This is a genomic window from Paenibacillus nanchangensis (assembly GCF_046543445.1).
Classification (GTDB): Bacteria; Bacillota; Bacilli; order Paenibacillales; family Paenibacillaceae; genus Paenibacillus_AQ; species Paenibacillus_AQ nanchangensis.
In genome coordinates, this window is sequence record NZ_JBHOFD010000024.1 from 110,609 (window position 1) to 122,341 (window position 11,733).

10 protein-coding genes are annotated in these 11,733 nt (G+C 56.0%); 8 read left to right on the top strand and 2 right to left on the bottom strand.

Annotated elements, in window-relative coordinates:
* Positions 1–35: 35 nt before the first annotated feature.
* The 4 genes from ACE6ED_RS19325 to ACE6ED_RS19340 all read left to right on the top strand — a co-directional run bounded on the left by ACE6ED_RS19325 (position 36) and on the right by ACE6ED_RS19340 (position 5,138).
* Positions 36–809 (top strand): endonuclease/exonuclease/phosphatase family protein, encoded by a 774-nt coding sequence (locus tag ACE6ED_RS19325; RefSeq protein ID WP_410828863.1) that lies wholly within the window; start codon positions 36–38, stop codon positions 807–809.
* A gap of 201 nt (positions 810–1,010) precedes the next feature.
* Positions 1,011–2,891 carry a molecular chaperone HtpG gene (gene htpG, locus ACE6ED_RS19330; RefSeq protein ID WP_410828864.1) on the top strand — a complete coding sequence of 627 codons (1,881 nt, stop codon included), beginning with the start codon at positions 1,011–1,013 and terminating at the stop codon, positions 2,889–2,891.
* Positions 2,892–3,099: 208 nt separating this feature from the next.
* Entirely contained in the window at positions 3,100–4,518 is a 1,419-nt protein-coding gene (locus tag ACE6ED_RS19335) for an NAD-dependent malic enzyme (RefSeq protein ID WP_410828865.1), read from the top strand.
* A 77-nt stretch (positions 4,519–4,595) separates the two neighbouring features.
* Complete coding sequence (locus ACE6ED_RS19340; protein WP_410828867.1) at positions 4,596–5,138, top strand: STM3941 family protein; 543 nt, start codon at positions 4,596–4,598, stop codon at positions 5,136–5,138.
* 301 nt (positions 5,139–5,439) lie between these two features.
* On the opposite strand, the gene ACE6ED_RS19345 is transcribed toward ACE6ED_RS19340, so the two are convergent.
* Positions 5,440–5,568 carry a DUF4023 domain-containing protein gene (locus ACE6ED_RS19345; RefSeq protein ID WP_410828868.1) on the bottom strand — a complete coding sequence of 43 codons (129 nt, stop codon included), beginning with the start codon at positions 5,566–5,568 and terminating at the stop codon, positions 5,440–5,442.
* A 205-nt stretch (positions 5,569–5,773) separates the two neighbouring features.
* Here ACE6ED_RS19345 and ACE6ED_RS19350 point away from each other — a divergent pair, with 205 nt between their 5' ends.
* Positions 5,774–6,376: a hypothetical protein gene (locus tag ACE6ED_RS19350; RefSeq protein ID WP_410828869.1), complete on the top strand. Its 603-nt coding sequence runs from the start codon at positions 5,774–5,776 to the stop codon at positions 6,374–6,376.
* A gap of 275 nt (positions 6,377–6,651) precedes the next feature.
* Positions 6,652–7,971: an MFS transporter gene (locus tag ACE6ED_RS19355; protein WP_410828871.1), complete on the top strand. Its 1,320-nt coding sequence runs from the start codon at positions 6,652–6,654 to the stop codon at positions 7,969–7,971.
* A 154-nt stretch (positions 7,972–8,125) separates the two neighbouring features.
* On the opposite strand, the gene ACE6ED_RS19360 is transcribed toward ACE6ED_RS19355, so the two are convergent.
* Entirely contained in the window at positions 8,126–9,094 is a 969-nt protein-coding gene (locus ACE6ED_RS19360; RefSeq protein ID WP_410828873.1) for a zinc dependent phospholipase C family protein, read from the bottom strand.
* Between the two features lie 442 nt (positions 9,095–9,536).
* Here ACE6ED_RS19360 and moaA point away from each other — a divergent pair, with 442 nt between their 5' ends.
* Together moaA and ACE6ED_RS19370 are read left to right on the top strand one after the other, a co-directional pair.
* Entirely contained in the window at positions 9,537–10,559 is a 1,023-nt protein-coding gene (gene moaA, locus ACE6ED_RS19365; RefSeq protein WP_410828874.1) for a GTP 3',8-cyclase MoaA, read from the top strand.
* Positions 10,501–11,568, top strand: coding sequence for an asparaginase (locus ACE6ED_RS19370; RefSeq protein WP_410828876.1), 1,068 nt, complete (start codon positions 10,501–10,503; stop codon positions 11,566–11,568). Before moaA ends, ACE6ED_RS19370 begins: the two co-directional genes overlap by 59 nt.
* Positions 11,569–11,733 lie beyond the last annotated feature (165 nt).

The window sequence follows — 11,733 nt, forward strand, 5'->3', positions numbered from 1 at the left end:
CATCAAGTTAGATAATTGGAAACGGAGTGAAAGCAATGAACCGAATTGAAGCAGCAACATTTAATGTCCGGCTGGACGCGCCTACCGACGGCCCCAATGCCTGGCCGCACCGCCGGAAGTATGCCGAGAAAATGCTGAGCTATTATTCGTGGGATCTGATCGGGCTGCAGGAGCCGTTTGCCCATCAGCTGGAGGCCCTTGCCGGAGTACCCGGCTATACTTCGGAAGGAATTGGCCGCGAAGGCGGAACAGCCGGAGAGTTCAGTGCGATTCTCTACAAAACGGAGCGTTTTGAGCGGCTGGACGGCGGCACCTTTTGGCTGTCGGAGACGCCGGACCGGCCTTCTCTGGGCTGGGGGGCGGATTATCTGCGGATCTGCACCTGGCTGAAGCTGCGCGACCGCTTGAGCGGACAGCCGCTAGTGGCCATGAACACTCATCTCGATCATATGAGTGAGGAAGCGCGGCTGCGGGGAGCCGAACTGATTTTGTCCCGGATCGATGAAATCAGCGAAGGCGCACCTGTCATTTTGACCGGCGATTTCAACGCGGCGGCAACCGACCCGTGTTGTCTTGTGCTTGGCGAGCGGCTTGCTAACGCCCGGCTTGAAGCGGGCGAGCGGCATTACGGACCGGTTGGCACGTTCTCTAATTTCAACGGCACGCTGCCTTGGGACCAGCTGGAGCCGATCGACCATATTTTTGTCAGCCGCGATGTCCGTGTTGTGAAGACCCGGACGGTGACGGACACCTTTGATGGAGCCTGCCCGTCCGACCACTATCCGTTTACCGCGACGCTGGAGCTGTAGTACTCTTATAGTTAGGCCGTATTCGCTTGCCAGCGGATACGGCCTTTTTGACGATGGAAAGGAAAGCGCTTCGTCCGCATTGACAGTAAAAGTTCGGATATGGTATATAAATAGAAGAATTAGCACTCTAAGGATAAGAGTGCTAAAGAATAGGGCAAACCCCTGTTCATATTATGAGCGATCGAAAGGAGATTCATCTGCATGGCGAAGAAAGAATTCAAGGCCGAATCCAAACGGCTGCTGGAGATGATGATTAACTCCATCTATACGCAGCGGGAAATTTTTCTGCGGGAGCTGGTCTCCAACGCTAGCGATGCCATTGACAAAATCTACTACAAAGCGCTGACCGACGACTCCCTTGTATTTAACAAGGAAGATTATTATATCAAAGTGACGGCTGATAAAGAGAACCGCACCCTCACCGTCTCCGATACGGGGATCGGCATGACGCGGGACGAGCTGGAGAACAACCTCGGCGTGATCGCCAAAAGCGGATCGCTTGCCTTCAAGAATGAAAACGAAGCCAAAGACGGGCATAACATTATCGGACAATTTGGCGTCGGCTTTTATTCGGCGTTTATGGTGGCGGATGTTGTCACTGTAATCAGCAAGGCGCTTGGCGCGGATGAAGCCTACAAGTGGGAATCCGAAGGAGCCGACGGCTATACCATCGAGCCGTGCGATAAGGAAACGGTTGGTACTGAAATCATCATGAAGATCAAGCCGAATACCGAAGAGGATAACTACGACGAATTCCTTGAAGAATACCGCCTGCGTTCGATCATCAAAAAATATTCGGACTTTATCCGCTACCCGATCAAGATGGACGTGAAGAAGCAGCAGCTAAAAGAAGGCAGCGACAACGAATACGAAGACGTGCAGGAAGAACAAACGATCAACAGCATGGTTCCGATCTGGCGCAAAAACAAAAGCGAGCTGACCGACGAGGACTACGAGAACTTCTACAACGAGAAGCGCTACGGGTTCGACAAGCCGCTGAAGCATGTGCACATCAGCGCGGACGGCGCGGTGGTGTACAACGCGATTTTGTTTATTCCGGAGAGCACTCCGTTTGATTATTACACCAAAGAATACGAAAAGGGCCTTGAGCTGTATTCCAACGGCGTGCTGATCATGAACAAATGCGGCGATCTGCTGCCGGATTATTTCAGCTTCGTCAAAGGGATGGTCGATTCCGAGGACCTGTCGCTCAACATTTCACGCGAGATGCTGCAGCATGACCGCCAGCTCAGCATGATCGCCAAAAACATCAAAAACAAAATCAAATCCGCGCTCCAGAGCATGCTCAAGGATGAGCGGGAGAAATACGAAACCTTTTACCAAGCGTTTGGACGCCAGCTCAAGTTCGGCGTGTACAACGATTACGGCATGAATAAGGACACGCTGCAGGATCTGCTGATGTTCTATTCCTCCAAAGAGAAGAAGCTGGTGACGCTGGACGAATACGTATCCAGAATGCCGGAGGATCAGAAGTATATCTACTACGCATCCGGCGATTCCATCGAACGTATCGAGAAGCTGCCGCAGGCGGAGCTGGTGACCGACAAAGGCTACGAGCTGCTGTACTTCACCGACGACATCGACGAATTCGCCATCAAGATGCTGATGAGCTACAAGGAAAAAGAGTTCAAATCGGTATCCAGCGGAGACCTCGGCATTGAGCCGGATGAGAAGGACAAGGCGGCTGAAGCGGAAGAGACGGAGAACAAGGAATTGTTTGACGCTATGAAAGAGATTTTGTCCGGCAAAGTGAAAAACGTTAAAGCGTCCAAACGCCTGAAATCCCATCCGGTCTGCCTCTCCGCCGAAGGCGAGCTGTCGATCGAAATGGAGAAGGTGCTGAGCGCGATGCCAAACGGCCAGGACGTGAAGGCGGACAAGGTGCTGGAGATCAATGTGTCGCATGAGGTGTTCCAGTCGCTGAAGAACGTTTTTGCGTCGGACAAGGAGAAGCTGGGCCTGTACACCAACCTGCTGTATAACCAGGCGCTGCTGATCGAAGGGCTGCCGGTAGGCGATCCGGTGGAGTTCACCAACGATATTTGCAAAATTATGGTGTGAGGCGTGCGCGCCTTCATAGGGTAAAAGTGTAAAGCGGCCGGTTTGGCCGCTTTTTTACGTTCTGATTTGGGTCTACGGGGCGGCCGGATACCTATAATTCCGAGAGGATTGCGGACAGATTTTTCTTCCAAACGATTCGTGCTATACTATGGTCGTTAAAATTTTTAGGAAAAACCGAAACTGCGTACATATCCAAACGAACGGGAGGATGTACCCTATGGCTATTGCCACAACGATCATTATCCGGCTGGAGATTCAGATTGCAGAGACGTCTTTTGGGGAAGTGGCTTCGCGCATCGCGGAAGCGGGAGGAGATATCGTCGCGATTGACGTCATCCGTTCCTCCAAAGGTTCGACCACACGCGACATTACAGTGAATGTGCAGGATGCGGGCAACGAAGAGGTGGTCAGAGTACTGTCGGACATGCCTGGCGTCAAAGTCGTCAATGTATCGGACAGCACCTTCCTGGCCCATCTGGGCGGCAAAATCGAGGTATCCCCCAAGCTGCCGATTAAAAACCGCGAAGATTTATCGCAGGTGTACACCCCCGGCGTCGCGCGCGTCAGCATGGCGATTCATGAAGACCCCGGCAAGGCGTATACGCTGACGATGAAGCGCAACACGGTGGCGGTCGTAAGCGACGGAACGGCGGTGCTGGGCCTCGGCGATATCGGACCGGAGGCGGCGATGCCGGTGATGGAAGGCAAGGCGATGCTGTTTAAGCAGCTGGCAGGAATTGATGCGTTTCCCCTCTGTCTGGACACCAAAGATCCGGAAGAAATCATCGCGGTTGTGAAAGCGGTTGCTCCCGGGTTTGGCGGCATTAATCTGGAAGACATCGCTTCGCCCCGCTGCTTTGAAATCGAACGGCGTTTGGCGGACGAGCTGGAAATCCCCGTCTTCCACGACGATCAGCACGGAACAGCGATTGTAGCGCTGGCGGGACTGTTGAATGCGCTCCGGGTTGTCGGCAAAAATCTTTGCGATGCGCGCATTGCCATCATCGGCATCGGCGCGGCGGGCGTTTCGATCTGCACGCTGCTGCTGGCGGCGGGCGCGCGCCGTATTGTCGCCGTGGACCGGCACGGGATTCTGCGGCGGGAAGCCGAATACACGAATCCCGAATGGCAGCGTTTGGCGGAGGCGACCAACCCGGAGAACGAAGAAGGCGGGCTGACGGAAGCGGTCCGGGGCGCAGACGTGTTTATCGGCGTCTCCGGCGGCGGGCTGCTGACGGTAGAACATGTGCAGAGCATGGCACCCGACCCGATTGTGTTCGCGATGGCCAATCCCGTTCCCGAAATCGATCCGGAAGCGGCGGAGCCGTACGTGCGTATTTTGGCGACAGGCCGGAGCGATTATCCCAATCAGATTAACAATGTGCTTTGTTTCCCCGGTATTTTCCGCGGCGCGCTGGACTGCCGGGCCAAGTCGGTTAATCTGGAAATGAAGCTGGCGGCGGCGCGTGCGATCGCCGGGGTCGTTCAGCCGGAAGAACTGAATGAGCAGTACATCATCCCGAGTATTTTTAACGACAAAGTGGTGGAACAGGTGCGGACAGCCGTGATTGAAGCGGCGATTGCCACAGGCCAGGCCCGGCGCGTGCCGCCCGATTTTCGGGTATAATTCGAGTAAGGCCAGTTTTCGGGTGCAGCGCGAAGGAGCCGGATATCTTTTTATCATGGAGAAGGAGGCGGATAATCATGATGACTTCACCGGAGACGCCTCCGTTTGTGGTGCGGAGAGGCGGACGGAAATCGTGGCTGATGGTGCTGGGCTGTCTGGCTTTTATCGCGGCAGGCGTCTGGATGATCTCGGAATACTGGAGCGGAGAGGAAAGCCTTCTGACGGCGGTCGTAGGTTTGGTCAGCATCGCTTTTTCCGGCACCTGTCTGGTCTTGTTCCTGCGCGGGAGCGCCGCCGGGGAGCCTGCCGTTGTTCTGGATGACCGCGGAGTAACGGACCGGTCTTCTTATACTTCGGGAGGATTTATTGAGTGGGCGAGCATTGCAGAGATGCTGCTTTATGAACTGGCGGGACAGAAAATGATCGGCATCCGAGTGAAGGATCCTGCGGCTTATTTGAAGCAGCAGCGCGGCGCGAAGCGGAAGCTGATGCAAATCAACGAAGGTATGGTCAATTTTCAGGTCAGCATACCCGAAGCGGCGATCGGCATCCGGATTGAGCAGCTGTACGAGGAAATGCTGAAGCGGTATGAACGGGCAGCCGGGAACGGCCGTACCTGAGCATCAGGCAATAGGCGAAATAACAAATAGGCAGCATCGACTGCGGTATAAGAACGCCGGGACGGGCAAACCGTCCAGCCGCAGCGGTTCATGGCGTGATGCCGTTCATGCCGTAATGCCGTAATGCCGTCCAACAAAAGTTGGCAGCCTCGGATTTGGGAAAACATCCGGGCTGCCGACTTTTTTCGTCTTTTTTTTTGCTTATTCGCCGTGCAGATGATGGAATAGGGCGAAAAATGCTGTCATGCAGACAGACCTCCCGCTTTGAGCCATTAAGCCGGGCCTGTCCGCGTGGCTGAGACTATTTTTTGGTGCCGTGCTGTTTGGTTGGAAGCTTGTCGCTTGGTGTGCCTTTTCCTTGATGCTGCTTGTTTTTTTCGGCTTTGCGCTGGGTGTCATGAAGCTTCTCCACGAATTCATGCGTGTCCACTTGGCATCCTCCTTCTTGGCGAACTTACAGAGTAGGGTTCCCTGAAATACCTAATCCATGTGCGATGGTTTGTGCTGCAAAGTGCCTATAGTGCGGGTATCCATCTTATGGTAATATGGCACTAATGGTATACATAAAAGCCGCTGTCGAAGTTACACACATACATAAGGGAGTAACCGATTGATTAGGCCAAAGGGGGAAAGGGATGGCTGTCATATTCATGAACCGGGCGGGGGAACGCCAACGTGGAGGAGAGCGGCCGGACGCTGACGGATGGAGGCGGGCGGAGCTGAACGCACAGACGAGAATCGGCGAATTGGCACGGCAGCTGTCCGAGCTGCACAGGCTGCAGGAGGAGGCCAAGCTGCGCATAAGCGGATTGGCCAGAGAAGCTGTGAGGGCGTCGCAGGTAAAAAGCAGAATGCTCGCCAAGCTGTTTACCTTGGTCCGGGGAGAATCTGCGTACGAGCTGTACGCTTCAGGTCTGCTCTCGGCAGTCCGGATGCAGACGCTGGAACTCAAATTTCCGGCGGGTTTATGCGGGGAGCTGAGAAGCATTTTGTTCGGCATCATGGAAGACCAGGTGCCGGAAGTCATCCGGCTGCGGCTGGCCGAGACGTGGGACACCGCGGAGTTGGACGAAGCAGCAAGCCGGATCGCTTACTGCCGCAGCCGTTTGCCGGAGCAGGTGGCCCGGCGTTTTGAACAAGCGGCCCGGGAGCTTTCTGGCGCTGTCCAGTGCCTGTACGAGCTGCGTGTGCACGAAAACGGCATTCGCAGTGAATTGCGAACTTTATATGCGGTATAGGACCGTTTCAGACTGTTTTTTTATTATAACAGTCTGAAACGGTCTTTTTTCGACAAGCCGGAGCGAGCGGGATTGACGGGGCTGGCGCGGCTTGATGGTAGTTTGGGTGAAAAATCACCCAAACAGGAGGGCGTATCTGCCAAGTCTCAGGCTGCGCTGCCGAATCCCAGGCTGCGAAAGTTGAGTTATTTAAGAAAAGCCGCCGGGACCGTTAAAACAGCGAAAATAGTTCAGAACTATAATGAGGGCAGATGAACCGAAAGGAGCAATCATTTGTGGATACACGCGCTGTCCGGGCCTGGATTTTGTATGACTGGGCCAACTCGGCCTATGCAACAACCGTGCTGGCAGCGGTCCTGCCCATATTTTACAGCTCAGTGGCCGCTGACGGTTTAAGTGAAACAACGGCCTCTTCCTATCTGGCGTACACCCATTCCATCGGTATGGCGATCGTCGCGCTGCTGTCTCCTGTGCTGGGAGCTGTTTCGGATTTAACCGGCCGCAAAACGACACTCCTGACCTGGTTTGCCCTGCTAGGTATGGTGTCGACAGCCGGTTTTTCGCTGGTTGGCCAGGGCGATTGGCTGCTGGCTTCCGCGCTCCTTGTGCTGTCAACCGTCGGTTTCTCCGGCAGTTTGACCTTCTACGATTCCATGCTGCCTGATCTCGTTCCCTCTGCGCAAAGAGACGGCATCTCGGCTAAAGGTTATGCCTACGGGTATATTGGAGGCGGCATTCTGCTTGCGGTCAATCTGCTGATGATTCAAAAGCCGGGCTGGTTTGCCCTGGCCGATGAGGTAGCGGGTATCCGCTGGTCCTTTTTGACTGTCGGGCTTTGGTGGCTGCTCTTTTCGCTGCCCATTATGCGTGCCGTCCCGAACCGTCCCGCCCGGGCACAAGGACTCGGCGCAGCCGGGTATATCCGGACAAGCCTGCGGCGGCTTGCCGGGACGTTTCGTGACGCGCGCCGGTACCCGCAGCTGTATAAGCTGATTTTAGCTTTCTGGTTCTACAATGATGGAATTAATACTATCATCCTGATGGCAACGATTTACGGCGCCGGACTCGGCATCGGTACCAGCCATCTGATTATCGCGCTGCTGATCACCCAGTTTGTCGGATTTCCGTGCACCATTTTGTTCGGCCGGGCGGCGCAGCGGCTGGGCGCAAAACGTATGCTTTTAACTTCACTAGGCGTTTACGTGCTGATTGTTGCGTTAGGATATTTCATGACGAGTGCGCTGCATTTTTACCTGCTGGCCACAATGGTGGGCTTGGTGCAGGGCGGCAGCCAGTCCATTTCCCGGGCCATGCTGAGCGACCTGATGCCCGCGCACCGGACCGGCGAGCTGTTTGGTCTCGTGAACATTACGAGCAAGTTTTCTTCTATCTTCGGCCCGTTTGTGTTTGGGCTGATCGGACAGATCACCGGCAGCACCCGTCTCGGCATTTTGTCGCTGGTGCTGTTTTTTGGACTCGGTATTGTAATTCTGCTCCGGGTCGATGTGGAGCAGGGCAAACGGGATGCGCTCCGGGAGGACGAAACGGCAGCGGGCCTGGCTCCCGCACCGGCGTTTGCGGAAGCGAAAAAATAACCGCCTGCCAGCTTCGGCTGCCGCAGCGCGCCAGCCCGTTTTTTGCGGGGAACAACATAAAGCTTCCGGTCTTGCCAAATGGCAGAACGGAAGCTTTTGTTGTTTCTGAGAAGCGGCAAGTAGACTTAGAGGCAATCCGTCCACAGCCTTCAACCTACACGCCCGCAGACCAGATGGGACGGGAGTATTTGTTCTCGAGTGCAAGCTCGCAATTTTTTCCCGTATCGTAAGAACGATTGCCTAAGACACGGCGAAACCGCTCGCGCAGCGCCGCCGTCTGCCCAGCTCCTGCTTTCAGCCAGTCGGCCAGAGCGGGCAAAACAAGCCGGGCATCCTCCATTGCCTGCTCCCACAGATCCCACACGCTGGCCGTGCTTTTTTCCGCCGGATCGGCGGAGTGGCACCACTCTTCATGCGCCTCGTTCAAAAAATCCAGCCGTTCCTCCATCGGGTTAAGCGGGCGGGACAGAAGCCGGGCGGCCAGCCCAAACGTCAGCCGGTTTTTCCACCCGGAAGGATCGTAGAGCAGCCGCTGCGCGGAAACCATATCCCGGTAAGACTTCTGCCAGCACGAGGCAGAAAGGGAGGCGGATTCGGGGTACCAGCGTTTGGCAGACTCCAGAATCCGGACGATGATTTCAGGCAGCCGTTCGCCTGCGTAAATCTGCCGCCAGGCGGGATGGCGCCATGTTTCAAAACCTTTTTTGCGTTTCATAAATACCGTATCAAGCATAATTTCAAACCGCTGGTGATCGCGCCCCTTGTATCCGGCTCTCCAGTTAACGTACGGATGAAAATTGCGGTCCAGCAAATGATGGGTCAGGAAGCCGAAAAAGTACACCTGGGCGGGCGTCCGTTCTTCCGGCGGGAGTTCCAACGTACGTTCCCAAAAGGTCATCATGACCGGTCCGCACTGTTCCGTGTGCATCAGATTGCCCAGCGCCACCGAACCGTCATCTCCAAGCCACGGCCAAAATCTGCGGTACAGCAAAAAGTCCGGCCCCTGGCACCCCAAACGAAAAAGAGGGGCATGGGTCCGCAGCGCCTCGGCAAACGGCATGGCCCCGCCGAAGGTTTCGGCCGTCTCCCGGCCGTATTCGATATGCATCCAGAGATTTGGCATGTCGATCCGCTCCTTTTTTTCGATCCAGTGCCTTCATAAATAAGCATAGACGTGAAAGATTACGGCAAATCAAAAAAGCGGGCCGTTCTATGTAAACGTACCGGTCGTATCCGCCTGCCGCTGTGCTATAATATACTCTACATCAAAACGCCCGCAGTTCCCAGACGGACGGCGGGCGTTCGTCCGGTCTCCCGCATGCAGGCAGGTTGGCAGCGGCAGGAATGGCCTTCCCTCAGCGCCTCCAAAGAAGGGGGGGGGGGCGCACGAGGCGGCCACAGACGGCAGGCTCGCCTCCCTTCCGTGCCTCCGCAAAAGGTGGAAACATACGCAGACGGCCGCAGACAGCAGGCTTGCCTCCCTTTACGTCTGGCGTAAAAGGCCGAGACCGCAAAGGTGTGCCTGCATGGTCACTGCCCGGACGAAACAGAAGGAGGTCGAAGCAATGACAGGGAGCGACACACCCAGGGACCGGCTGAACCGGCCGCTCCGCGATCTGCGGATCTCCGTAACCGACCGCTGTAATTTTCGCTGTCCTTACTGCATGCCGGCCGAGCTGTTTGGCCCGGATCATGCGTTTTTGCCGAAAAGCAGTCTGCTTACGTTTGAGGAATATACGAGGCTGATCCAGATTTTTACCGGGCTTGGCGTGGAAAAAATCCGGATCACCGGCGGCGAGCCGCTGCTCCGGAAAGGCCTGCCGGAGCTGATCCGGATGATCTCCGGTATGGAGGGAATCCGGGACATCGCACTTACCTCCAACGGCTCGCTGATTGGCCGCCATGCGGAGGAACTCAAGCGCTCCGGCCTGCACCGGCTGAATATCAGTCTCGACAGTCTGGATGACGCACGGTTTGGCCGGATGAACGGGATCGGCTTCCGTGTCGGCCCGGTTCTTGAGGGGATCGACCGTGCGGCAGCGGCGGGACTTCCCGCCAAGATCAACATGGTGGTCAAAAAAGGCTGGAATGACGCGGATATTTTACCGATGGCCCGGTATTTTAAAGACAAGGGGCTTACGCTTCGCTTCATTGAATATATGGATGTAGGCAATTCGAACGGCTGGAAGCTGGATCAGGTGGTGCCCAGCGCGCAGGTTCTGGAGACCATCCATGCGGAAATGCCGCTGGAGCCGCTGGAACCGAACTACCGTGGAGAGGTGGCGGTCCGCTATCGTTACCGGGGAACGGAGACTGAAATCGGATTGATTTCCTCTGTGACGGAGGCGTTCTGCGGCTCCTGCACGCGGGCCCGCCTATCGACGGAAGGTGTGCTGTTTACCTGCCTGTTTGCATCCGCTGGCTACGATCTCCGCACCCCGCTGCGGGAAGGCGCGGACGACCGGGAGCTGGAAACGATGATCCGGGATATTTGGAACGGGCGGACCGACCGCTATTCGGAGCTGCGGCTTGAAGACACGCCCGGGCTGCCGCGGCGTAAAGCGGAGATGTCATATCTGGGCGGCTGAGAAGCAGCCGCTGACGGGGGACGAGAAAGTGAAGACCGACAAGAAACAAATCATGATTTTGACGACGGGCGGCACCATCCTGTCCGTTTATGACCCGAGTCAAGGCAGCATTGCGCCTGGATTGACCGGGGAAGAGCTGCTCAAGCCGCTGATGGACGCCATGGCTGGCGTGGAGCTTCACGTGAGCCGGTTTGCCCAAAAGCCGGGGCCGCATCTGACGCCCGAGCTGGCGCTTGAGCTGGCGGAAGCAATTCACGCGATGAGCGGACAGTACGATGGTTTTGTCGTCATTCAGGGAACCGACACGATTGAGGAGTTCTCCTATATGATGAGCCTGATTTTGCCTGCCGGGGTGCCGGTAGCGTTTACGGGTGCAATGAAAAGCAACAACGAATATTATGCGGACGGGCTGGGCAATATCGCCTCGGCTGTATCGGTCGTCTGCGCGGAGTCCACGCGGGGCCGCGGGGTGCTGGTTGTATTTAATGAAATGATTTTTTCGCCGGAGCATGTGATCAAAATGCACACCCGGACAACCGGCTCGTTCCAGGCGCCGGATACCGGACCGCTGGGGACGGTGCACCACGGTCAAGTTCATTATTATTATTCACCGGAGCCGCCGGAAACGCTGCAGCCTTCCGCGGATACGCGGGTTGAACTTTTGAAGGCGTCGCTCGGCAGCGGTTCGCTGCTGCTTGACGCCTGTATCGCTGCGGGTGTTCCGGGCGTCGTGATCGAAGGATTGGGCGCAGGCAATCTGCCTCCCGCCTGGGCTGAAGCGGTAGAGCGTGCGGGAAATGCCGGCATTCCCATAGTCATTGCCTCACGGTCGCCGCAGGGGAGCGTCGGACCGGTTTATGAATATACCGGCGGAGGCAAGCAGCTGGAGCGGATCGGGGCGATTTTTGCCGGAACGCTGAGCGGGCCAAAGGCCAGAATCAAGCTGATGCTGCTGCTCGGCCAGACGCCTCCGCTATCCAAGGAACAAATCGCGGCTGCGTTTCGCTGATCCGGGTAAGCCGAGGGGAAGTGAGTGTACAAACGAATTACTCAACTTTCGCAGCTGGAAAAATGGCTTAGACCCTTGAGTGAGTAAGAAAATTCAATAAATTTACTTGTATTGTCAAAAAAATCGGAGGCCTTTAGAAGCAGCTCTGCATTGACCTCCCCTATA